Below are 21,172 nucleotides of genomic sequence, written 5' to 3'. Positions count from 1 at the left end.
CCGGTTCTGAGGGGCAGACGCGCCAACCGCGTCTGTCGCCGGAACTTCGGACCCGGCCTCACGTATAGATGGCTGCCTGTCCACTTGCCGTCAGCGGCCCATCCGGGAGCCCACCGGCGCCGAAGCACCTTCTCGGTGCTCCGAACACGAGACATGAAATACACGATTTCCGCATTCAACCCAGACACGGACTATCAGGCGTAAAATGTGCTATTAACCGCCATAGGATGTCGCGGTGACCCGAACCTTCCCCACTCGCCGCGCCCTCGTCGGCCTGACCGTCGTCACGTTGCCGCTGACCCTCGCCGCCGCGGCCGTGGAGGAGCCGGACCCCGATCCCACCATCAGCGTCGACGACGTACGGCGGGCCAGCGTGTCCGATGTCATCGACGTTCCCGCGCAGGTCAACGCCCGCAACGCGGCGACGCTGCGGGCCGCCGCCCGGGGTGTGCTGGTCGATCTGAAGGTCGAGCCCGGACAGCTCGTGGAGGCCGGCGACCTCATCGGCTTCATCGACTCGCCGATAGCGCAGCAGCGGCTGGCCCGGGCGAGCCAGGCCGCCAAGCGGGTCAAGAACATCAAGAAGATCGACCCCGCGAGCCTGGACGACCTCATCGACGACCGGCGGGACGCGGGCAACGAGCAGTACAACGCAGCACGCGACAACGCGAAGCTGATCCCCTTCCCGCAGCTGCGCCAGCAGACGATCGACCAGATCAACGAGCAGCAGAACACCTTCAACGACACCATCGACGACCTCGACGACTTCACCGACGACGTCGACGACAACCTGGAGAAGGTCGACGAGATCCTGGTCGGCCTCAACGCGGTGACCCGGCTGCTGACCCAGTCGTCGTTGGACGCCGCGCAGGCCACGGTGGCGGCGCTGACCCTGCGCGCGCCGATCGGCGGCACCGTGCAGCTCGGCGGGCCGGAGAGCAACGCGGTCATCTCGTCGCTGCTCGCCGACCGGCTGCCGTCCGGCCCGCTGGCCACGCTGCTGCCGGGCCTGACCGGGATCGACATCGGCGCGGGTGGCGCGGGCGATCCGGGCGTGAACGCCGCCCCGGAGGTCGGCGACCCGGTCACCGCGGGCAAGGCGATCGTGACCATCGTGGACATGAGCGAGCTGTCCGTGGTCGGGCAGATCGACGAGACCGACGTGCTCTCGGTGCACCCGGGCGACGTCGCCGACGTGTCGCTGGAGGCCACCCCGGGCACCTCGTACAGCGCGACCGTCACCTCGATCGACGTGCTGCCCACCCCGGCGGCCCGCGGCGGGGTGTCCTACCGCACCACGTTCAAGCTGGAAGGGCCGCTGGACCCGGCACCCCTGCCCGGCATGACCGGCACGGCGCACCTGCCGCTCGGCGGCACCGGCTCGGCGCTGTCGGTGCCGCTGGGGGCGATCTTCCAGGAAGCCGGCAAGGACTTCGTCTGGCTGGTCCGGGCCGGCAAGGCGATCAAGCAGCTCATCAAGGCCGGTTCGGCCGGGCCGGATCGCCGCGAGATCCTGGAGGGCCTCGTCGAGGGCGACCGGGTCGTCGTCAGCGGCCTGGAGCAGGTCATCGAGGGAATGACGGTCGAGTGACCGCGGCCATCGAGGTACGCCAGGCCGCCCGCGCGTACCGGGTCGGCCAGACGGAGGTGGCCGCGCTGCGCGGGGTCAGCCTGACCGTGCGCCGCGGCGACCACCTGGCCGTGGTGGGCCCGTCCGGGTCGGGCAAGTCGACGCTGCTCCAGCTGCTCGGCGGGCTGGACCGGCCGACCGCCGGCAGCGTCGTCATCGACGGCCACGACACGGTGACCGTGGGCGAGGCGGAGCTGGCGCGCATCCGCAACCGGGTCATCGGCTTCGTGTTCCAGGGCTTCCACCTGCAGCCGCGTACCTCCGCGCTGGACAACGTGGCGCTGCCGCTGGTCTACCGCGGGGTGCGCCGCGCCGAGCGGCGGCGGCGCGCGGCCGAGATGCTGGCCCGGGTCGGCCTCGCCGCGCGGGCCGGGCACCTGCCCGGCCAGCTGTCCGGCGGTGAGCAGCAGCGGGTGGCGATCGCGCGGGCGCTGGTGACCGGGCCGGCGGTGCTGCTCGCCGACGAGCCGACCGGCAACCTCGACTCCGCCGCCGGCAGGCACCTGCTCGACCTGCTGGAACAGCTCAACACCGAGCACGGCGTGGCACTGGCGATCGTCACCCACGACCACGAGGTCGCCGCCCGCGCCCGCCGGCAGATCGTGATGCGCGACGGCCGCATCGTCAGCGATACCGACACGGACACCGCCACCGACACCGACACCATCACCGACAGCGGAGTCTGCTCATGAGGATCGGCGAAGCGGCGCGGGTCGCGGTCGGCGCGCTGGTGGCGGCGCGGCTGCGGACCGGGCTCACCGTGCTGGGCGTCATGATCGGGGTCAGCTCGGTGATGGTGCTGATCGCGATCGGCGACGGCACCCGCCGCGAGGTGGCCGGGCGGGTCGACGAGCTGGGCTCGAACCTGCTGCTGGTGGTGCCCGGCAAGGTGGAGATCGGCATGCCGACCATCTCCCGGATGCAGCTGTCGGACGTGGAGGCGGTGGCTCGCGTCGTCGGGGACCCCACCCGCGTCGCGGCCTCGGTGGCGTCCGGCGAGCTGGTGCAGGCAGGACCGGTCAAGACCTTCACCACGGTGGCCGGGGTACTGGAGAACAACCGCACGGTGCTGGTCCGCGACATCGCCCGCGGCGCGTACCTGAGCCGCGCCGACGTGGACAGCGCGCGCCGGGTCGCGGTGCTCGGCGCGACCGTGGCCCGGGTGCTCTACGGCGGGACCGACCCGGTGGGACGTCAGATCACCGTGGCCGGGGTGCGGTTCCGGGTGGCCGGGGTGTTCGCGCCGCTCGGGCAGAGCCTGGGCGTGGACCGCGACGACGAGGTGCACATCCCGCTCACCACGGCGCAGCGGCTGTTCGCCACGACCCGGGTGGACGGGCTCGCGGTACGGGCCACCGACCCCGCGGGCATGGCCGCCCTCGGCGACCGGATCGTGGCCGAGCTGGGCGAGCGCCACCCCGACAGCGCTTTCAGCGTGGTCACCCAGGACCAGATCCTCAGCGTGCTCGGCGACATCCTGGACGTGCTGACCGGCGTGCTCGGCGCGACAGCCGGCATCTCACTGCTGGTCAGCGGCGTCGGCGTCTCCAACATCATGCTGGTGTCGATCCGCGAGCGCACCCGCGAGATCGGCCTGCGCAAGGCCGTCGGCGCGCGCCCGTCCGACATCGCCGCCCAGTTCCTCACCGAGGCGGTCCTGCTGACCAGCGTCGGCGGCGTGCTCGGCATCGCCCTCGGCGTGGCCGCCACGGTCGCCGTCGAGCGGTTCACTCCCCTGCCGACCCTGCTCACCGGCTGGTCCATCGCCCTGTCCTTCGGCGTCGCGGCCGGCGTCGGCATCATCTTCGGCGTCCTACCGGCCCTGCGCGCCGCCCGCCTCGACCCCGTCCCCGCCCTCCGCACCGAATGACCCGAACGTTGGGAAGGGCACCTGCTACATCGCATAGCGATGTGAAGGTGCCCTTCCTTTCCCCAGACGCGGGGTGAGCTGCTGGTGGTCAGCTCTGGGCGAGTTTCGTGGTCGGGGTGACCTTCACGATCACGCGTACCTCGTCGGCCTTGCGCCACGGGTAGCTGTCCTTGCCCAGGTACTTGTACGCCAGCTTGTCGATGTGCGCGTCAGCGCCCTCCTCGACGAACTCGACGTCGCCCTTGATCCACAGGGTGCGGTAGTCGTTCGCCTTGTCCACGACGGAGATGCCGACCCGCGGGTCGCGGACCATGGCGTTGTACTTCACCCGGCCCTTGGCGGTGTTGAACAGGATGTGCTCGCCGTCGGTGTCGATCCAGACCGGAGTGACGTGCGGTGCGCCGTCGAAGTCCACCACCCCGACGTGGGCCAGCTGAGGCTCGTTGAGCAGCGCGACGTCCTCGGCAGTCAAAATAGTCATAACGCGCAATCTACCCGTTACCTCCGCGCCGAACCGGCTACTCGGCAGGCATCGGGATGCGCAGCGACATGGTGCCGCGCAGGTCGAGCCAGGCGCTGCTCGGGCCGCGGACCAGCCGCATCAGCACCTGCTGGCAGGAGGGGCAGCGGGCGACCAGGCCGGGCGCGTGGGCGTACACCTTCATGCCCGCCACCGGCCCCTCGTCACCGCAGCCGGCGCAGCGCCCGGTGGCCGTGGTCATGTCCACCGCGAAGATCTCGCGCAGCGGCCCGGCCAGCGCGTTGCCGTCGGTGAAGTCGTCGGAGAAGAGTTCCATCACGGTATGCCTTCCGTCAGGTCCCGCTCGGGCCGAAACGTTCGGTCTTCACCCGGCGCGCGTCGTGGCCGAGCGCGATCAGGATGTCGGCCACCGCCTCGACGAAGCCGGTCGGCCCGCACACGAAGCAGGCCGGCTGGAAGTCGGGCGGCCAGCCGCCGTTGTTCACGTCGGCCACGCCCAGCCGCCGCGGCGGCAGCGGCCAGCCCTCGGGCGTCTTGCGGGTGTACACGTAGCTGACGTCCAGCCCGAAGTCGTCGCGCGCCCGGGTGCGCAGCTCGTCGGCGTAGTACCGGTCCTCCGGCGTGCGTGCCGAGTAGATCAGCCGGAACAGGGCCTTGCTGCCCGCCGCGCGCCGGGCCCGGATCATCGCCATCAGCGGCACGACGCCCGAGCCGCCGCCGATCAGCAGCACCGGGGCTGTGTCCGCCGGCCGCCACACGAACCAGCCGCCGACCGGCCCGCGCAGCTCGATCACGTCGCCGACGGACAGGGTCTGCGTGAGGTACGGCGACACCTCCCCGTCCTGCACCAGCTGCACGGTCAGCGCCACGCGCGTGCCGTCGGCGGGCGTCGCGATGGAGTAGCTGCGCTCGGTGCTGTACCCGTCCTCGGCGGTCAGCCGCACGTCGACGTGCTGCCCCGGCAGGTGCCCGGGCCAGTCGGGCACGTCGAACACCAGGGTCCGCGCGCTGGGCGTCTCGTCCCGGAACTCGACCAGCCTGGCCGCCCGCCAGACCAGCCGCGGGCTCAGTCCCCCTGGTACCGCTGCTCGCGCCATGGGTCACCGTAGTCGTGGTAGCCGGCGCTCTCCCAGAAGCCCGGGGTGTCCTCGTCGGTGAGCGTGATGCCGCGCACCCACTTCGCCGACTTCCACAGGTACAGATGCGGCACCAGCAGCCGGGCCGGCCCGCCGTGCTCCGGCGTCAGATCCTCGCCGTCGAACTTGTACGCGATCCAGGCCTGCCCGTGCAGCAGGTCCTCGTACGGCAGGTTGGTGGTGTAGCCGCCGTAGGAGTGGACCATCGCGTAGTCGGCCGCGGTGTCCACGCCTTCGAGCAGCACGTCCAGGCTGACGCCCTGCCAGCTCGTGTGCAGCTTCGACCATTTGGTCACGCAGTGCAGGTCGACGGTCGGCCGCTCGCTGGGCAGCGCCATCAGCTGCTGCCAGTCCCACCGGTGCTTCTCGCCCGTCTCCGTGACGATCACGAACTCCCACGTGTCCGTAGGCACCCGCAGCGTCGGCCCCGCGGTCAGCACCGGGAAGTCCTCGGTCAGGTACTGCCCCGGCGGCAGCCTGACCTCGCCGCCCTCAACCCCCCGCCGCCCCCGGAACCCCGGCGAAACGATCCCACCCATCCCCCACAACTACCACCCGGCCCGCAGCCCACCGCCACCTTTCCCGCGTTGATCATGAACTTATGGCACGGCTCGACGGCGTGTCGCTGCCACAACTTCATGATCAAACGCGGGAGGCGGACGCCCCGCCGGCTGGAAGACGCGAAAGCGCGCCCGCGGGTGCGGGCGCGCTTTCGCGTATGGGTGAGCTGAGCTGCGGGTCAGCGGTCGGTGACCGGGATGAAGTCGCGCTCCGGGGCGCCGGTGTACACCTGGCGCGGGCGGCCGATCTTGGTGGCCGGGTCGCTCATCATCTCGCGCCACTGGGCGATCCAGCCGGGCAGGCGGCCCAGCGCGAACAGCACCGTGAACATCTTCGTGGGGAAGCCCATGGCCTTGTAGATCAGGCCGGTGTAGAAGTCCACGTTCGGGTAGAGCTTGCGCGAGACGAAGAAGTCGTCGGCCAGCGCGATCTCCTCGAGCTGCATCGCGAGGTCCAGCAGCGGGTCCGGCTTGGCCATGCGGCCGAGCACGTCCTGCGCCATGTTCTTCACGATCGCCGCGCGCGGGTCGTAGTTCTTGTACACCCGGTGGCCGAAGCCCATCAGGCGTACGCCGTCCTCGCGGTCCTTGACCTTCTTGACGAACGCCTGCACGTCGCCGCCCTCGGCGCGGATGCGCTCCAGCATCGACAGCACGGCCTCGTTGGCGCCGCCGTGCAGCGGGCCGGACAGCGCGTTCACGCCGGACGACACCGACGCGAACAGGCTGGCCTGGGCCGAGCCGACCAGCCGCACGGTCGACGTGGAGCAGTTCTGCTCGTGGTCGGCGTGCAGGATGAGCAGCAGGTCCAGGGCCTTGGCGAACACCGGGTCGACCTCGTAGCCGGTGGCCGGCACGCCGAAGGTCATGCGCAGGAAGTTCTCCACGTACCCGAGGGAGTTGTCCGGGTACAGCATCGGCTGGCCGATGGACTTCTTGTACGCGTACGACGCGATGGTCGGCAGCTTGGCGAGCATGCGCACGGTCGAGATCTCGACCTGCTCGTTGTCGAACGGGTCCTGGCTGTCCTGGTAGAACGTGCCCAGGGCGCTGACAGCGGCGGACAGCACGGCCATCGGGTGGGCGTCACGCGGGAAGCCCTCGAAGAACCGCTTCATGTCCTCGTGCAGCAGCGTGTGCATGCGCACCCGCTCGGTGAACTCCGACAGCTGCGTGGCCGTCGGCAGCTCGCCGTACATCAGCAGGTACGAGACCTCCAGGAAGCTGGAGTGCGCGGCCAGCTGCTCGATGGGGTAACCGCGATAACGAAGGATTCCCTCGTCACCGTCGATGTAAGTGATCGCGGAAGTGCAGGCCGCGGTGTTGACGAAGCCTGGGTCGTACGTGACGTACCCGGTTTCCTTCAGCACCTTGCCGATGTCGAGCCCGCTTGGGCCCTCGACGGCCGGCTGCACTTCCAGGGAGAGGTGTCCACCCGGGGTTTCCAGGTTCACGTCCGCCACGACTTCCCTCGCTTTATCGGGAGCTTCTTTTACCAAAGTTAAGTTTCAGGGTAAGCACTCGGCGGCGGCATCTGCCCCATCGGGGGCTGAGGGGAGAATCACGGTGCCCGGCTCGCTTTAAGCCGACTTACCCTCTTTTCTGCCGAATTAACAGGGGTTGTGTGTCCAGAGCGACTGCCCCGCGCGGCCCCGCGCCTTAGGCTGGACCCGTGGCGACGGAGCCCCTGGCCAGCGTGGACATGTCGGGCGAGGAAGCCGAAAGATGGCTGGCCCTCGCGGTGAAGTTCGCTGTCGCGAACGTGGAGTCGGGCGGCGGCGGGCCCTTCGCGTCGATCATCGTACGCAGCGGCGAGGTCATCGGCCGCGGCGTCAACCGGGTCATCCGCGACCTGGACCCCACGGCCCACTCCGAGATCGTGGCCATCCGCGCCGCCTGCCGCCAGGCCCTGCACTTCCGGCTGCCCGGCGCCGTGCTGGTCTCCACCTGTGAGCCGTGCCCCATGTGCCTGACCGCGGCGCTGTGGGCCGAGGTCGGCCGCATCGTGTACGCCGTCGACCGCCACGAGGCCGCCGCAGCCGGATTCCCGCAGGTCGAGCTGTACGACCTGTTCGAGGACCCGCAGCACAAATGGACCGTGCCCGTCGGCAAGATCTCCATCGCCCAGGCCCAGGACCCCTTCGAAGCCTGGCAACGTACCAAGGCCGAACGCCAAGCCCGCTCCTGACCCCCCGCCCCGCGCCCCGCGCCCCGCGCCCCGCGCCCCGCGCCCCGCGCCTGCAGTTTCGGGGAAACTGCGCCCAACGGCGAGCGGATGCCTGCACTTTCCCTGAAACTGCAGCCCGAGCTCGATCGTGGGCCCGAGCGTGAGGGACCTGGGACGGGTCAGGCGGGGTGGGTCGACTTCCAGGCGGTGAGCAGGGCTGCCTCGTCGTCGCGGGTGATGCCGGCCCAGGGCTTGCGGGTCGGGCCGGTGGCGAGCCAGGCCAGGGTGTCGCGGGCGGTGTCGGCCAGCGGGCGCGGCGTGAGCCCGGCGGCCAGCGCGTCGGTGGTGTCGCGGGACAGGAAGCCCGCGTATTCGGGCAGCGGCAGCCACATCGGCAGCGAGCGGTCCCCCGCCCACGGTTCGACGCCCTGCGCCGCGAGGAACTCCTGGTCGACCCAGGTCAGCTGGGGTGTGGTGCCGACACCCTGCGCGATGCCGGCGAGGAGGTCCGCGCGGCCGATCGGTGCGCTGATGCCGTCGTACACCCCGGCGAGCCGCAGCTCGGCGGCCTGCACCAGCCAGGCGGCCAGGTCGCGTACGTCGATCCACTGCACCGCGTCGTCCGGCGTGCCCGGGGCGAGCACCTCACCGCCGTCGGCGAGCCGGGACACCCAGTAGTCGAAGCGGCCCGTCGGGTCCTCCGGCCCGACGATGAGCCCGGCCCGGCACAGCATCGCCCGGTCGGGGCCGACGGCGTCGAGCAGCGCCTGCTCGCAGGCGACCTTGGCCGGGCCGTAGTTCTCCCCGGTCGCGTCGTCGGTCTCCAGGGGCAGCGGCGCGAGCACCGGGGCGTCGGCCGCGCGCTGGCCGGGGGTGCCCTGGTCGGCGTAGACGGAGCAGCTGGACACGTAGACCCAGTGCGGGATGCGCGCGCCGAGCGTGGCGACCGCGTGGCGGACGTGGCTCGGCCGCCGGGCGACGTCGATCACGGCGTCGAAGTCGCCGTCGAGGCCGGCCAGGCCGCCTGGGGCGTCCCGGTCGGCGGTCACCAGCGTCGCGCCCGCGGGCGCCTCGCCGGACGTCCCGCGGGCGACGCAGGTCACGTCGTGGCCGGCCGCCAGCGCATGCGCGGCCACCGCGCGCCCGAGGAACACCGTGCCGCCGAGTACCAGGAGTCGCATGGGCGCAAGCATCGCCGACCCCGCCCCGGTTTCGCACACCCGTTCGCCATCGGCGTACCCCGCCCATCCGGACCCGCCGGCCCCGGGCCCCGCGGCCGCCGCCAAGGTCATCCGACTTGCCAGGCACTCGTGCGGAAGCGCGGTCAAGATACGCACAGGTGCCAGGCAAGTCCGACGGTCAAGACGAGGTCAGGCGGGTGGGAGGAGGCGGTGGTCGAGGGCGGTGTGGCGGCGGCCCGCGCCGAGGGTGCGCACCGCGACGGCGAGGGCGCGGGTGGACCCGGCGAGCACGACCAGCTTCTTGGCCCGGGTGATCGCGGTGTAGAGCAGGTTGCGCTGGAGCATCATCCAGGCGCTGGTGGTCAGCGGCACGACCACGGCCGGGTACTCCGAGCCCTGCGACCGGTGGATGCTGATGGCGTACGCGTGGACCAGCTCGTCGAGCTCGTCGAAGCCGTACTCGACATCCTCGTCCTCGTCGGTGCGCACGATCAGCTTGTGGTCGTCGGGGGCCATGCCGGTGACCACGCCGACGGTCCCGTTGAACACCCCGGCCGTGCCCTTGTCGTAGTTGTTGCGGATCTGGGTGACCTTGTCGCCGACCCGGTACACCCGCCCGCCGTAGCGGCGTTCGGGCCGGCCCTCGGCAGCCGGTGTCAGCGCCTCCTGGAGCAGCTGGTTGAGGTTGCCGGCCCCGGCCGGGCCGCGGTGCATCGGGGTGAGCACCTGGATGTCGCGGCGCGCGTCCAGGCCGAACTTCTTCGGGATGCGCCGCGCCACCAGGTCGACGACCAGCGGCGCGGTCGCCTCGCTGTCGTCACACTCGAAGAAGAAGAAATCGGGGAAGCCCTTGAGCTGTGGGAACTCCCCCGCGTTGACGCGGTGTGCATTGACCACGACACCGGACTGCTGCGCCTGTCGGAAGATCTGCGTGAGCCGTACCCGGGGCACGACCTCGGCGTTGAGCAGGTCCCGCAGCACCTCGCCCGCGCCGACCGAGGGCAGCTGGTCGACGTCGCCGACGAGCAGCAGGTGCGCCCCGGGCGCGACGGCCTTGACCAGCTTGTTGGCCAGGATCAGGTCGAACATGGAGGCCTCGTCGACCACGACCAGGTCCGCGTCGAGCGGGTTGTCGCGGTCGAAGCTCGGGTCGCCGCCGGGCTGGAGTTTCAGCAGCCGGTGCACCGTGGTCGCCTCGTGGCCGGTCAGCTCGGCGAGGCGCTTGGCGGCCCGGCCGGTCGGCGCGGCCAGCACGATCTTCGCGCGCTTGGCGCGGGCCAGCTCGACGATCGAACGTACGGTGAAGCTCTTGCCGCAGCCCGGACCACCGGTCAGCACGGCGACCTTCTCGGTGAGCGCGAGCCGCACCGCCTGCTCCTGCTCGGGGGCCAGTTCGTGGCCGGTGCGGGCCTTCAGCCAGACCAGGGCCTTGGCCCAGTCGACGCCGTCGAACGCGGACAGCCGGTCCCGTGAGGTGTTGAGCAGGGTCAGCAGGCTGCCCGCGAGGCCGCGCTCGGCGCGGTGGAACGGCACCAGGTAGATCGCGGGCACCGGGCCGTCCGCGCCCGGCACGTCCTCGCGGACCACGCCCTCTTCCTCGATCAGCTCACGCAGGCAGGTCACGATGAGGTCGGCGGGCACGCTCAGGTCGGCCCCGTCCTTGTCCGTCACGGCGAGGATCTTCGCGGCGGCGGTGGTCAGATTCGGGGCGGGCAGGAAGCAGTGGCCGTTGTCGGCGGCCTCGCTGAGCGTGTGCTGCAGGCCCGCCTTGACGCGCTGCGGGCTGTCGTAGGCGATGCCGACCGCGCGGGCGATGGTGTCGGCGGTGCGGAACCCGATCCCCCACACGTCGGCGGCCAGCCGGTACGGCTCCTCGCGCACGACCGCGATCGAGCCGTCGCCGTACTGCTTGTAGATGCGCACCGCGAGCGAGGTGGACACGCCCACGCCCTGCAGGAAGATCATGACTTCCTTGATCGCCTGCTGCTCCTGCCAGGCCGCGGCGATCAGCTTGGTGCGCTTCGGGCCGAGTTTCGGCACCTCGATGAGGCGCTGCGGCTCCTCTTCGATCACCCGCAGCGTGTCCACGCCGAAGTGGGCCACGATGCGCTCGGCCAGCCGCGGGCCGATGCCCTTGACCAGGCCGGAGCCGAGGTAACGCTCGATGCCGACGATGGTCGCGGGCAGCACGGTGGTGTAGTTCCACACCTCGAACTGGCGGCCGTAGCGCGGATGCGAGGTCCAGCGGCCGGTCAGCCGCAGGCTCTCCCCCGGCTGCGCGCCGAGCAGCGCGCCGACCACGGTGAGCAGGTCGTCACCGCGCTTCTCGGTCGCCACCCGGGCGATCGTGTAACCGGTCTCCTCGTTCGCGTAGGTGATCCGCTCCAGCACCGCGTTCAGCACGACACCCGGCGGGCGGTTCGGCGCGGCGGCCGGGGGCGAGGACAACGCGGTCACCCCGACATGGTGCCGCACGGGTACGTCGTTCCGAAGACCTCAGCGTTCGGGGCGGATGTTGGGGTTCAGGTGGAAGGTGTTGTCGGGGTCGTAGGCGGCCTTGATACGGGACAGGCGGCGGTAGTTGTCCAGGCCGTAGCCGGCCACGACACGCTCCTGGCCCTCCTGTCCGATGAAGTTGCTGTAGACGGCGCCGGTGGACCAGGGTTTGACGTCGGCGCGCAGGTCGCGGGCCCAGCGGATGGCACGGTCGTCGTCTTGCGTGTCGGTCCACAGGCCCAGCGGGTGGACCACCCAGGGGGCGCGCCGCCACGGAACCGGGTAGCCGGTCGGGCCTGCCGCGACCGCTCCGCCGTACGGGAAGAGCACATGCTGCGACGGGGACGGGACGACCATGTCGTTCGCCCGCGCGCAGAACAGGTCGATCGCCTTGTCGGGCAGCGAGTCCAGGTGCTCGGCGGACCAGTAGTTGCGGTAGCCGGGCGGGTCGTCGAACATCGCCTGCAGCTCGGCGTAGGGCACCTCGGCGATCAGCTCGCCCTCGTGGCCCAGGTTCAGCAGCGGGTCGATCACCCGGCGGGCCTGCGCCAGGTCACCGGCGTATGTGACGAGCATGGCGCAGGTCAGTTTGCCGGCCAGGTGCGCCGGGACGAACGGCTCGGCGGGGCCGGTCAGGTAGATGACGCCGCCGCCGACCTCCTCGGGCGCGTTCTCCATGAAGTCGCGGTAGGCCCGGGTCACCTCGGGCCCCGCCTCCGGCCGCCACAGCAGCAGCGCGACCGAGGCCGTCGGCAGCGGGTACAGGCGCAGCGTCAGCGAGGTGACGACGCCGAAGTTGCCGCCACCGCCGTGCAGCGCCCAAAACAGGTCCGGGTGGCTCTCCTCGCTGGCCACGACGGTGTTGCCGTCGGCGGTGACCAGTTCGGCGGCGACCAGGTTGTCGCAGGCCAGCCCGAACTTGCGCTCCAGCCAGCCGGAGCCGCCGCCGAGGGTGAAGCCGCCGACGCCGGTCGTGGACACCCGGCCGCCGGTGGTGGCCAGGTCGAAGGGCTGGGTGGCGCGGTCCAGGTCGCGCATGGTCGCGCCGCCGCCGATGCGTACGACGCGCCGCTGCGGGTCGACCGTCGCCTGGTTCATCCGGCGGAGGTCGACGACGAGGCCGCCTTCGGTCGACGCGGTGCCCGCCACGCCGTGGCCGCCGCCCCGCACCGCGATCTCCAGGCCCTGCTCGCGCGCGAACTCGATCGCCCGGGACACGTCCGCCCCGGTGGCGCACTGGGCGATCACGCTCGGCCGTTTGGTGATCATCGAGTTGAACAGGCTCCGCGCGTCGGCGTAGGCCGGGTCGGCCGGTCCGATCACCGTTCCGGCGAAGCCGGACCGCAGATCGGCCACCGCCGTCTCACCGAGGACTGTCATGACAACTCCCCACGCAGGTGCACGCAACCGTGATCCCGCAGTCCAGCCTAGTCAGGCCCGGGACAGGCCACCGCGAAAAGAGACTTATGGCCGTTGCCGGCCACCGCCCGCCCGGACAATGGGGAGACGTCGGCGAGCAGGGGTGGCGGCATGGCTGCGGCGGGCACGGGATCGCGACGCCGGGCGGCGTACCTGGCCACGGCGATGGGCGTGGTGCACTCCGTGCTCGCCCTGGTGTCGTTCTGGCTGCTGCACGACGCGCCCAAGCCCGGAGCCCCGGACACCGACGTGGTCGCGTACTACAGCGGCGGGCAGGGCCGCACGGTCCTGATCGTCGGCATCTACCTGCTGCCGCTGTCGGCCATCGCGTTCATCTGGTTCACGGTCGCGCTGCGGATGTGGATCTCCCAGCACGGCCATCCCGAGCATTTCCTCTTCTCGAACCTGCAGCTCGTGGCCGGCATCGTGTACGCGGCACTGCTGCTGATCTCGGGAGCGGCGTTCAGCGTGGACTCGGCGGTGGCCGCGCTCGGCGACGGCCCGGTCGACCCGGAAAGCGCTCGCGCCTTCCCGCAGTTCGGCCGGATGCTGGCGGTCATGCTGGACTCCCGCATGGCGGCCATCTTCGTGATGACCACGGCCGGCATCGGCCGGTCGACCAAGGTGCTGCCGTCATGGTTCGTCTGGCTGAGCTACCCGCTGGGCCTGCTGCTGCTGTTCGGGGCGAGCCTGGAGACCGAGTTCGCGCTGATCTTCCCCGCCTGGATCCTGGTGCTCGCGGTGCTGCTCACCCTGCGGGTGCGGCACGCGGGCGAGCCACGTCCCGGTGATCTGGTCACCGGGACGTGACGCGGGTCAGCAGAACCAGCCGTCCTGCACCCAGCCGTTGCGGTTGACGTGGCCGTAGGCGAAGCCGTAGATGTACCCGCCCTGCCTGGGGCCCTTGACGGTGAACGTCTGGCCCGCGTAGAGCGTGCCCATCCAGGCGCCGAGCGGCTCGGTGCGCACGAACAGCGAGTCGGCGCACACGGTCTCCCGCACGCCGACGGTTCCGTTGGCCGCCTGTGCCGCGGACGGCACGGCCAGCAGGGCGAGGCCGGTCACGACCGCGGCCGCCGCGCGCAGGGTCCTGGCGGCAAGGGTGCTGGTCACCATGAGTCGTACCCTCCGATGCACTCGATCCGCATGAAGCCCCAGTCGTTGGGCCCGAAGTCGAAGGTCGCCGCCCAGCCGTTGTAGACCGGGTGCGCGCCGGGGGTGTGGCCGATCTTGTTGCCGTACTCGAGCACGCGCTTGAGCCCGTACGGCCCGGACGCCGAGTCGTAGTTGTCGTAGAAGCTGGCGCTCTGGCAGACGTTGATCGCGTGCCGGGGCACCACGACCGCCTGGGCGGGGCTCGCGGCGGCGAGCACACCCACGACCACCAGGGACGCGACGATTCTCGTGGAGATTCGCATATCCACCCTCTTCACTTGATGGTGATCGCCAAGCTATCAGGACTGTAGTTTCTGCACAAGGATCATGCCGATGGTGAAACTTTCCTTTGCCGACCTGATCCGGACTTCGCGGTCGTCGGACACCTCCCGCTCACTAGGCTCGGAGCATGGGGCCGGTCACTCCGGTTTTCGTGGGACGGCAGCGCGAGACCGACCGGCTGCGCGCACTCGCGCGGCAGGCCGTGGCCGGGCACGGCGTCGCGGTCCTGGTCGAGGGCGAGCCGGGCATCGGCAAGACCTCACTGCTGGACCGGGTCGCCGCGGACTGCGCGGACCTCGGCATGCGGCTGCTCACCGGCACCGCCGAGGACCTGGAGCAGCAACTGCCGTTCTCGGCGATCGCCAACTGCCTGGGCATCGGCGCGGCCACCACCGATCCCGAGCTGGCCCGCGCCTCCGGGCTGCTGCGCGGCGAGCAGGCCTTCACACAGAGCCTGGCCGCCGTCAACCACGACTTCGTCATCACCGAAGCGATCCTCGACCTGTTCGACGACTGGTTCGCGCAGGGCCCGGTAGCCCTGCTGCTGGACGACGCGCAGTGGGCCGACCCGCAGAGCCTCGTGGTGACGCACCGGCTGGGCCGCGGCATCGAGCAGCAGCCGATGCTGCTCGTCGTCGCCACCCGGGCCGCGCCCCGGGCCGAGGCGGTCGACGCCCTCGAACGCAGTCTCGTCGCCCGGGGCGGGCACGTGATCGAGCTGGCCCCGCTGCCGCCGGACGAGGTCGACACGCTCGCCCGCGACCTGCTCCACGCCGACGCCGGACCCCGGCTGCGCCGGCTGCTGACCACCGCCGGCGGCAACCCGATGTACGTCACCGAGCTGCTGGCCGAGCTGTCCGAGGAGGGCGCGCTGGCGGTCCGGGACGGTGGCATGGAGCTGGTGTGGGACACCGACGAGCGGGCCGAGGGCTGGGTGCCGCCGCCCCTGGCGGAGGTGATCCTGCACCGGCTCGGCTTCCTGCCGCCCGCCGTACGCGACGTGCTGCAGACCGCCGCGGTGTTCGGGCGCGCGGTCGACCTCGCCGAGCTGTCGCAGGTGCTGGGCCGCCCGGTGGCCGAGCTGGCCGGCGTCGCCGCCGGCGCGGTCGAGGCGGGCATCCTCACCGACACCGGCGCCCGGCTGGAGTTCCGGCAGCCGCTCATCCGGGAGGCGCTCGCGGCCCGGGTGCCGCCCTCCGCCCGCGCTGCGCTGCACCGGCGGGCGGCGCGGTCGCTCGACGCCGGCGGGGCGGGCGTGGAGCGCATCGCCGAACACCTGATGGCGGGCGAAGGCGTCGACGACCGTACGACGGAATGGCTGATCGGCGTGGCCGATCCGCTGACCGCACGTGCTCCCGACCTGGCGGTGGACCTGCTGCAGCTGGCGTTGCCGAAAGCGCCCCGGCGGCAGGCGGGCAAGCTGCGCCTGCAGCTGATCCGGGCTCTGCTCTGGCGAGGCGAGCACGGCGAGGCGGAGCGGCTGGCCCGGGTCGCCGTCGCCCTGGGCGAGGATCCCGCATGCGACGGAGCGCTTCGCTGGCTGCTGGCCCAGACCTGCTACCGCCGCGGGCACCTGCGCGAGTCGCTGGAGGTCATCCAGCAGGCCCTGGCCGAACCCGGGCTGAGCCAGACCGAACGCGGCCGCTTCCACGGCTTCGCGGCCGTCTGCCTGTTCTTCCTGACCCGGTTCGGCGAGGCGCGGGCCGCCGCCCGGCAGGCGGTGCTGGACGGCGAGACGACCGGCGATGCGCGCACCATCGGCATCGGCGACTTCGCCCTGGCCATGACGCTGGCCATGGAGGGCGACCTGACGGCGGCGCTGGCGGTCAACGACCGGGCCTTCGCCGCGCTCACCGAGGGGGTGCAGCCGGACCTGCAGGTCGACCCCCACACCCTGCGCGGGATGTGCCTGCTGGAGCTGGACCGGCTGGACGAGGCCGACCAGGCGCTGGCCACCGCGATCGCCGCCAACCGCGACTCCGGCGGGGCGTACCTGCCGATCGCGCACACGCTGCGGGCGCGCCTGCTGTTCCTGGACGGGCGCTGGGACGACGCGCTGGTCGAGATCGAGGCCGCCGCCGACCTGCCGGACCTGCTCGGCAGCGCGGTGCGGCTGCGCGGCCTGGCCGACCTGATCGCGGTGCACCGCGGCGCGACCGTCGACCCGCCCGCGGGCGCCGGCACGTCCTATCCGCACCACTTCAGCCGCTGGGCGCGGGCGCTGTGCGTGGAATCCCAACAGGGCCCGGCGGCCGCCTTCGAGCTGCTGGCCCCCGCCTGGGAGAAGGCGCACGGGCTGGAGCCGCGGCGGCTGGTGTACCGGGTGTGCGCCGACCTCGCCCGGCTGGCGGTCGCCGCGGGCGACCGGGACCGGGCCCGCGCGCTGGCCCGGGAAGTGGACGAGCTGCTGGCCCAGGGCGCCCACCCGAGTCTCACCGCGACCGCGAAGCTGTGCCACGGACTCGCCACCGACGACGCGGACCTGCTGCTGGCCGCCGCTGCCGACTTCCATGAGGCGGGGTGGCCGCTCTACGAGGGCAACGCCTACGAGAACGCCGCCGAGGCGCTGGCCCGCCAGCACCACCCGGCACGGGCCCGCAAGGCCCTGGACCGGGCACTGGAGCGGTACGGCACGCTGGAGGCGACGGCCGACGCCGACCGCGCCGAGGCACGCCTGCGGGCGGCGGGTGTACGCCGGGGCGTACGCGGGCCGCGCAAGCGCCCCAAACACGGCTGGGAGGCGCTCACCGAGACCGAGCAGCGCGTCGCCGCCCTGGTGGCGGCGGGTCTGTCCAACCCCGATGTCGCCGCGCAGATGTTCCTGTCCCGGCGTACCGTGCAGTCGCACGTGTCCAGCATCCTGGCCAAGTTGCAGCTCAGCTCACGGGTCGAGCTGGCCGTCCAGGCAGCCGAGCGCACCGCGGTGCGCTCGGCCGGTTGAACGCGGCCCGCGGATCACCGCCGGTTCGCGGCCCCCGGACCCTCGGCGGGGACACCGACGTCCTCCGCGTCGCCGATGACGGACTCGGGGTGGGCGGCGACGTACTCGTCGAGCGTGCCGTCGGCAGCCGCCTGGAACATCAGCAGGGTCTGCGGGCTGATCGCCTGGGTGCCCTTGACCTTCGCCCGGTTGTACATGCCGTTGTTGGTCTTGAGCATGACCAGGTCGGACGGGGTCAGGCCGCGCAATGTCCAGATGTAGTCGAACAGGTCTGCGTGGCCGGTGTCGAGCTTGAGCGTGCTGCCGGCGGCCTTGAGCAGGGAGTTGATTTTGATCGGGTTGGTGATGATCCCGGCCGAGGTCACCTTGTCGCCGATCGCCTTCAGCAGCTGCTGCTGGTGGCGCTGCCGGTCGTAGTCGCCGTACGGGCCGCTCTTGCGCTGGCGGGCGTAGTCCAGCGCCTCCCAGCCCGCCATGTCGCGGCAGCCGACGTGGTGCACGAAGGTGTTGGGCAGGTACACCCCGGTCTTCTTGCCGTAGGCGTACTGCGGCTTGCCGTCGACCACGACGAAGTGGTCCGAGCGGGTCTCCTGGTCGACGCACATGTGCACGCCGTCCAGCTCGTCGACCACGTTCTTGAACGCGTCGAAGTCCACGACCGCGACGCCGTCGAACTTCAGCCCGGTCAGCTCGTGCACCATGTTCGCGGTCAGCGCGGCCCCGCCCTGCCAGCCCTGCCCGTTGCGCGAGCCGTACGTGTAGGCGGCGTTGGCCCTGGTCCGCGCGCCGTAGAAGTTGGCCTTCGGGTACGCCGGGATGTGCACCAGGGCGTCGCGCGGGATCGACATCAGGTATGCCCGGTCGTGCCCGGCGGGCACGTGCAGCACGATGATCGTGTCAGCCCGCCCGCTGCCCTCGACCCAGCCGTCGCGGGTGTCCAGACCCAGCAGCAGGACGTCGATCGAACCCCGCAGGGTGCGCCCCTCGACCGCCGGCTCCTTGCGCGCGTCGCCCTCCAGCACCGAGCCGGTCTCCACCGCGCTGGTCAGGCTGTGCAGGTAGGACTGGGTGACCATGGCGCCGCCGAACCCCAGCGCCAGCACGAGCACCACCATGCCCAGCATCAGCACCGCCCACACCGGAAGCCGCCGGCGGCGGGGCCGGAGCGGGGGGATGTCGGGCAGGCCGCGGGGGCTGTCGAGCAGGGTCATCTGTGTCTCCGTGCCGGGGGTCTCCTGGCGATGGACCATATCAGCCATTAAATGATCGTTAGCGTGTTTTGTCTCGTTCGCTCGACTCGGGAGGTTTCAGAAGATCCGCACCGGGTACTCAGGTGTCAGAGATATCCGCTATCTCGAAGGAGTGCACCATGGGCATCACCGACAAGATCAGCAACACCGCCGAGAACGCCAAGGGCAAGGCCAAAGAGGCCACCGGCAAGATGACCGACAACGAGAGCCTCGAGGCCGAGGGCAAGATGGACCAGGCCTCGGCGAAGGCCAAGCAGGGTGGCGAGAAGGCCAAGGACGCCATGGGCGACGCCAAGGACGCGGCCAAGGACGCGCTGCGCTGATCGCCGGCAGTTGCAGATCATGAAAGGCGCCGCCCCTGGGGGCGGCGCCTTCACTGTCGCGTATCGAATGTCGCGTATCGAATTCGGCTCGGCAGCCCTCAGTGCTCGGAACCCGAGAACGGCTCGGGCGGGTTGCGCGGGTCGCGGCGCTCCTCGGTCAGTCGTTCGGTGTCCTCGTGCCGACGTTCCTCGTCGCGGTGCGCCTCGTCCCGGGTGTGCTCCAGGTCGGAACCGGCCGCCGGCTCGATCGGCTCGTACTCCTCCGGGCTGTGATCGGTCATGTCTGACTGCATACCCCCGCCACGGCCTGCACAAACGCTTGCCAGAAGGGTGTCGGGTGTATCCTGATCATCTCGGCGACATCCCGTGTTGTGCCCGCCGCGAACCCATCGTGACCCTATGATCTGTTGACATGACAGTCAGTGAACAGCTCATCACGGCGAGCGACGAGGAGCGGGCGGAGCTACGCGCCGAGCTGATCACTCTGCTCGACCGCTGGCAGGCCTGGCGCAACGACCCGGCGTACCCGGGCACCGGCCGGGTGGGACCGGCCTGGCAGGCGGGTCTCGACCGGGCCATCGCCGCCACCCGGCAGTCCGTCGATGCACTGCCGCCCGACCACGACCCCAGCGCGCTGGCCGATCTGACCCAGCCCCTGCTGAGCACCTTCTGGGCGCACCGGCCCGGCCCGATGTCCGAAGTCGTCACGCAGGTGGCGCTGCTGCGGCTGCGGGCGGTGGCGATGCACGGCCGGGTCGCCCGGCAGCTCGCCGAGGAACTCGCCCAGGCTCAGCCGGCGAGGGAACCCGTGGGCACCGCCGCCAAGTGATCGGCCCGGTTTAACCCCGCGGGGTGCCGGGTACCTGATCGCTGATGGGGAGTGTTCCTCGAGTGGGGAGATCGAAGTGCTCGTTCTAGGCCTGATTCTGTTGCTGCTGGGGTATTTCCTCCACATCAGCATTCTCTGGACGATCGGCTTGATTCTGCTGATCGTCGGCGCGATCCTCTGGATCCTGGGCGCGGTGGGCCGTCCGGTGGGCGGAAGACGCCATTACTGGTGACAGGATCCACAACGAAGAAAAGGGGCGCCCTCGGGCGCCCCTTTTCTTCGTCCCCGGGCACTACTCCTGCGTGACCGCCGCGCTCGGGCGGCCGGTCGCGGCCAGCACGACCGCCACCAGCAGACCCGCCAGCGCCTGCACCACCGGGATGCCGGTGTAGAGCTCGGGCAGCGCCTGCGCCGCGACGGAGGTACCCGAGGGGTCGATCATCTGCGGCGTGAACAGGAAGCCGATCGCCAGGTAGAGAGACCAGGTGAACAGGCCGGCCAGCGCGGCCAGTGCCCACAGCCTGCCGCGGCGCGCGGGCGACGGCCGCAGCCACAGCACGACCAGGTCGGTGAGCACCCCGGCGACCAGCAGGCCGCCGATGAGTTCGAGGTTGCCGAACCCGGTGATCGCGGCGCAGAGCGCACCGATCACCGCGTAGACGACCGTGACGCTGCCGGGCGGCAGCGCCCAGCGCCGGGCCAGCGTCAGGATCGGGATGAGCAGCACCAGGTTGGTGACCAGGATCGAGGTCGCCATGTCGGAGCTGAGCCGCTCGTCGAGATTGGTCAGCGCCATCATGATCCGGCCCGGGGTGTACACCAGCGCGTTCGCGTACTGCAGGAAGAGCAGCACCAGGGTCGCGCCCAGCGCGATGGACAGCACCGCCGGGAGCAGGCCCAGCAGCCCGGGGGCCGGGTCGGTGCGGCGCGCCCACGCCGTGCGCAGCGGCGTGGTCACGATGACCATCATCGCGGTGACCAGGCCCAGATGGGTGGGGCTGAACAGGATGTCGATGGTCTGCTCGACACCGAACACGACGTGCCAGAGCATGTCCCCGAGACCCGCCAGCGCGAACCCGCCGATCGCCAGCAACGCCGCCGGGTACCCGGCCGGCATGGCGCGCAGGTCGGGCAGCCGCCCGCCGCGGAACGCCGCCCGGCAGGTCCACAGGATCCAGCCCGCGGTCACGATGAAACCCCAGTAGAAGACCGCGTGCCAGGGCGTGAAGAACGTCTCCAGCTCGGGCACGTTGTTGTGCGCCCAGGCGTCGACCATCAGGCCGATGGTGAACCACGTGCCCAGCAGCACGGTCACCAGGTCGGTGCGGTAAGAGGTCACCGGCCGGTCGGGATCGGACGCCGTGGCGACCTGTTCGGGTGCGGTGCTGACCATGTGGATCCCCATCCTGCCGTGAGCGGTTCCGTGGCGGGACAAAGGATATCGCCGTCGAT

General features: G+C 71.2%; 22 protein-coding genes. 9 read left to right on the top strand and 13 right to left on the bottom strand.

Going from position 1 to position 21,172, the window contains the following annotated elements; all coding sequences use genetic code 11:
* Positions 1-235 precede the first annotated feature (235 nt).
* Genes F6W97_RS09310 through F6W97_RS09300 form a run of 3 tightly spaced genes read left to right on the top strand, consistent with a single transcriptional unit; the run spans position 236 to position 3,500 of the window.
* Positions 236-1,591 carry an efflux RND transporter periplasmic adaptor subunit gene (locus F6W97_RS09310; protein WP_155369804.1) on the top strand — a complete coding sequence of 452 codons (1,356 nt, stop codon included), beginning with the start codon at positions 236-238 and terminating at the stop codon, positions 1,589-1,591.
* A complete protein-coding gene (locus F6W97_RS09305; protein WP_155369803.1) occupies positions 1,588-2,322 on the top strand; it encodes an ABC transporter ATP-binding protein in 735 nt (244 codons plus the stop codon). Before F6W97_RS09310 ends, F6W97_RS09305 begins: the two co-directional genes overlap by 4 nt.
* A complete protein-coding gene (locus F6W97_RS09300) occupies positions 2,319-3,500 on the top strand; it encodes an ABC transporter permease (RefSeq protein WP_155369802.1) in 1,182 nt (393 codons plus the stop codon). Before F6W97_RS09305 ends, F6W97_RS09300 begins: the two co-directional genes overlap by 4 nt.
* 88 nt (positions 3,501-3,588) lie before the next feature.
* On the opposite strand, the gene F6W97_RS09295 is transcribed toward F6W97_RS09300, so the two are convergent.
* The 5 genes from F6W97_RS09295 to F6W97_RS09275 form a co-directional block, all read right to left on the bottom strand.
* Positions 3,589-3,981: a PPOX class F420-dependent oxidoreductase gene (locus tag F6W97_RS09295; protein ID WP_155369801.1), complete on the bottom strand. Its 393-nt coding sequence runs from the start codon at positions 3,979-3,981 to the stop codon at positions 3,589-3,591.
* A gap of 37 nt (positions 3,982-4,018) precedes the next feature.
* Positions 4,019-4,297, bottom strand: coding sequence for a DUF6510 family protein (locus F6W97_RS09290; RefSeq protein ID WP_155369800.1), 279 nt, complete (start codon positions 4,295-4,297; stop codon positions 4,019-4,021).
* A 16-nt stretch (positions 4,298-4,313) separates the two neighbouring features.
* Complete coding sequence (locus tag F6W97_RS09285) at positions 4,314-5,078, bottom strand: ferredoxin reductase (RefSeq protein WP_155369799.1); 765 nt, start codon at positions 5,076-5,078, stop codon at positions 4,314-4,316.
* Positions 5,048-5,656: a sulfite oxidase-like oxidoreductase gene (locus F6W97_RS09280; protein ID WP_155369798.1), complete on the bottom strand. Its 609-nt coding sequence runs from the start codon at positions 5,654-5,656 to the stop codon at positions 5,048-5,050. Before F6W97_RS09280 ends, F6W97_RS09285 begins: the two co-directional genes overlap by 31 nt.
* A 200-nt stretch (positions 5,657-5,856) precedes the next feature.
* Complete coding sequence (locus F6W97_RS09275; protein ID WP_155369797.1) at positions 5,857-7,140, bottom strand: citrate synthase; 1,284 nt, start codon at positions 7,138-7,140, stop codon at positions 5,857-5,859.
* Positions 7,141-7,349: 209 nt separating this feature from the next.
* On the opposite strand from F6W97_RS09275, the gene F6W97_RS09270 reads away from it, so the two are divergent.
* Positions 7,350-7,865 carry a nucleoside deaminase gene (locus F6W97_RS09270; protein WP_230686522.1) on the top strand — a complete coding sequence of 172 codons (516 nt, stop codon included), beginning with the start codon at positions 7,350-7,352 and terminating at the stop codon, positions 7,863-7,865.
* 158 nt (positions 7,866-8,023) lie between these two features.
* Here the strand turns inward: F6W97_RS09270 and F6W97_RS09265 are convergent, their stop codons facing one another.
* From F6W97_RS09265 to F6W97_RS09255, 3 genes are all read right to left on the bottom strand, one after another.
* Positions 8,024-9,025 (bottom strand): NAD-dependent epimerase/dehydratase family protein, encoded by a 1,002-nt coding sequence (locus F6W97_RS09265; RefSeq protein WP_155369796.1) that lies wholly within the window; start codon positions 9,023-9,025, stop codon positions 8,024-8,026.
* A gap of 189 nt (positions 9,026-9,214) precedes the next feature.
* Positions 9,215-11,473 carry an SF1B family DNA helicase RecD2 gene (gene recD2 / locus F6W97_RS09260; RefSeq protein ID WP_155369956.1) on the bottom strand — a complete coding sequence of 753 codons (2,259 nt, stop codon included), beginning with the start codon at positions 11,471-11,473 and terminating at the stop codon, positions 9,215-9,217.
* A gap of 48 nt (positions 11,474-11,521) precedes the next feature.
* Positions 11,522-12,901, bottom strand: a complete 1,380-nt coding sequence (locus F6W97_RS09255) for an FAD-binding oxidoreductase (RefSeq protein WP_155369795.1) — start codon at positions 12,899-12,901, stop codon at positions 11,522-11,524.
* Positions 12,902-13,051: 150 nt separating this feature from the next.
* Between F6W97_RS09255 and F6W97_RS09250 the strand changes: the two genes are divergently transcribed.
* Positions 13,052-13,750, top strand: coding sequence for a hypothetical protein (locus tag F6W97_RS09250; RefSeq protein ID WP_155369794.1), 699 nt, complete (start codon positions 13,052-13,054; stop codon positions 13,748-13,750).
* A 6-nt stretch (positions 13,751-13,756) separates the two neighbouring features.
* Here F6W97_RS09250 and F6W97_RS09245 read toward each other — a convergent pair whose 3' ends face one another.
* Both F6W97_RS09245 and F6W97_RS09240 read right to left on the bottom strand, forming a co-directional pair.
* Positions 13,757-14,056 carry a hypothetical protein gene (locus F6W97_RS09245; protein ID WP_155369793.1) on the bottom strand — a complete coding sequence of 100 codons (300 nt, stop codon included), beginning with the start codon at positions 14,054-14,056 and terminating at the stop codon, positions 13,757-13,759.
* Entirely contained in the window at positions 14,050-14,358 is a 309-nt protein-coding gene (locus F6W97_RS09240; RefSeq protein WP_230686521.1) for a hypothetical protein, read from the bottom strand. Before F6W97_RS09240 ends, F6W97_RS09245 begins: the two co-directional genes overlap by 7 nt.
* 146 nt (positions 14,359-14,504) lie before the next feature.
* Here F6W97_RS09240 and F6W97_RS09235 point away from each other — a divergent pair, with 146 nt between their 5' ends.
* Positions 14,505-17,318: an ATP-binding protein gene (locus F6W97_RS09235; RefSeq protein ID WP_155369792.1), complete on the top strand. Its 2,814-nt coding sequence runs from the start codon at positions 14,505-14,507 to the stop codon at positions 17,316-17,318.
* Between the two features lie 14 nt (positions 17,319-17,332).
* Here F6W97_RS09235 and F6W97_RS09230 read toward each other — a convergent pair whose 3' ends face one another.
* Complete coding sequence (locus F6W97_RS09230) at positions 17,333-18,529, bottom strand: LCP family protein (protein ID WP_155369791.1); 1,197 nt, start codon at positions 18,527-18,529, stop codon at positions 17,333-17,335.
* 158 nt (positions 18,530-18,687) lie between these two features.
* Between F6W97_RS09230 and F6W97_RS09225 the strand changes: the two genes are divergently transcribed.
* Positions 18,688-18,891 carry a CsbD family protein gene (locus F6W97_RS09225; protein WP_155369790.1) on the top strand — a complete coding sequence of 68 codons (204 nt, stop codon included), beginning with the start codon at positions 18,688-18,690 and terminating at the stop codon, positions 18,889-18,891.
* Positions 18,892-18,989: 98 nt separating this feature from the next.
* Here the strand turns inward: F6W97_RS09225 and F6W97_RS09220 are convergent, their stop codons facing one another.
* The gene (locus tag F6W97_RS09220; RefSeq protein ID WP_155369789.1) at positions 18,990-19,172 is read right to left on the bottom strand and encodes a hypothetical protein; all 183 of its coding nucleotides are present in this window, start codon (positions 19,170-19,172) and stop codon (positions 18,990-18,992) included.
* 131 nt (positions 19,173-19,303) lie between these two features.
* On the opposite strand from F6W97_RS09220, the gene F6W97_RS09215 reads away from it, so the two are divergent.
* Together F6W97_RS09215 and F6W97_RS40020 are read left to right on the top strand one after the other, a co-directional pair.
* Positions 19,304-19,720, top strand: a complete 417-nt coding sequence (locus tag F6W97_RS09215) for a hypothetical protein (RefSeq protein WP_155369788.1) — start codon at positions 19,304-19,306, stop codon at positions 19,718-19,720.
* Positions 19,721-19,796: 76 nt separating this feature from the next.
* Positions 19,797-19,952: a DUF6131 family protein gene (locus F6W97_RS40020; RefSeq protein ID WP_166382865.1), complete on the top strand. Its 156-nt coding sequence runs from the start codon at positions 19,797-19,799 to the stop codon at positions 19,950-19,952.
* 60 nt (positions 19,953-20,012) lie between these two features.
* On the opposite strand, the gene F6W97_RS09210 is transcribed toward F6W97_RS40020, so the two are convergent.
* Entirely contained in the window at positions 20,013-21,113 is a 1,101-nt protein-coding gene (locus tag F6W97_RS09210) for a hypothetical protein (RefSeq protein ID WP_155369787.1), read from the bottom strand.
* Positions 21,114-21,172 lie beyond the last annotated feature (59 nt).

Origin of the sequence: Catellatospora vulcania (assembly GCF_009720385.1) — a bacterium.
In the GTDB taxonomy this organism is placed as follows: domain Bacteria; phylum Actinomycetota; class Actinomycetes; order Mycobacteriales; family Micromonosporaceae; genus Catellatospora; species Catellatospora vulcania.
This window is presented reverse-complemented; position numbering and strand designations above follow the sequence as displayed.

Excerpts from the sequence above, each read along its gene's own strand:
- F6W97_RS09300 (WP_155369802.1), top strand. The coding sequence starts at position 2,319 with ATGAGGATCGGCGAAGCGGCGCGGGTCGCGGTCGGCGCGCTGGTGGCG.
- F6W97_RS09295 (WP_155369801.1), bottom strand. The coding sequence starts at position 3,981 with ATGACTATTTTGACTGCCGAGGACGTCGCGCTGCTCAACGAGCCTCAG.
- F6W97_RS09290 (WP_155369800.1), bottom strand. The coding sequence starts at position 4,297 with ATGGAACTCTTCTCCGACGACTTCACCGACGGCAACGCGCTGGCCGGG.
- F6W97_RS09285 (WP_155369799.1), bottom strand. The coding sequence starts at position 5,078 with ATGGCGCGAGCAGCGGTACCAGGGGGACTGAGCCCGCGGCTGGTCTGG.
- F6W97_RS09280 (WP_155369798.1), bottom strand. The coding sequence starts at position 5,656 with ATGGGTGGGATCGTTTCGCCGGGGTTCCGGGGGCGGCGGGGGGTTGAG.
- F6W97_RS09265 (WP_155369796.1), bottom strand. The coding sequence starts at position 9,025 with ATGCGACTCCTGGTACTCGGCGGCACGGTGTTCCTCGGGCGCGCGGTG.
- F6W97_RS09255 (WP_155369795.1), bottom strand. The coding sequence starts at position 12,901 with ATGACAGTCCTCGGTGAGACGGCGGTGGCCGATCTGCGGTCCGGCTTC.
- F6W97_RS09250 (WP_155369794.1), top strand. The coding sequence starts at position 13,052 with ATGGCTGCGGCGGGCACGGGATCGCGACGCCGGGCGGCGTACCTGGCC.
- F6W97_RS09245 (WP_155369793.1), bottom strand. The coding sequence starts at position 14,056 with ATGGTGACCAGCACCCTTGCCGCCAGGACCCTGCGCGCGGCGGCCGCG.
- F6W97_RS09240 (WP_230686521.1), bottom strand. The coding sequence starts at position 14,358 with ATGCGAATCTCCACGAGAATCGTCGCGTCCCTGGTGGTCGTGGGTGTG.
- F6W97_RS09235 (WP_155369792.1), top strand. The coding sequence starts at position 14,505 with ATGGGGCCGGTCACTCCGGTTTTCGTGGGACGGCAGCGCGAGACCGAC.
- F6W97_RS09230 (WP_155369791.1), bottom strand. The coding sequence starts at position 18,529 with ATGACCCTGCTCGACAGCCCCCGCGGCCTGCCCGACATCCCCCCGCTC.
- F6W97_RS09225 (WP_155369790.1), top strand. The coding sequence starts at position 18,688 with ATGGGCATCACCGACAAGATCAGCAACACCGCCGAGAACGCCAAGGGC.
- F6W97_RS09220 (WP_155369789.1), bottom strand. The coding sequence starts at position 19,172 with ATGACCGATCACAGCCCGGAGGAGTACGAGCCGATCGAGCCGGCGGCC.
- F6W97_RS09215 (WP_155369788.1), top strand. The coding sequence starts at position 19,304 with ATGACAGTCAGTGAACAGCTCATCACGGCGAGCGACGAGGAGCGGGCG.
- F6W97_RS09210 (WP_155369787.1), bottom strand. The coding sequence starts at position 21,113 with ATGGTCAGCACCGCACCCGAACAGGTCGCCACGGCGTCCGATCCCGAC.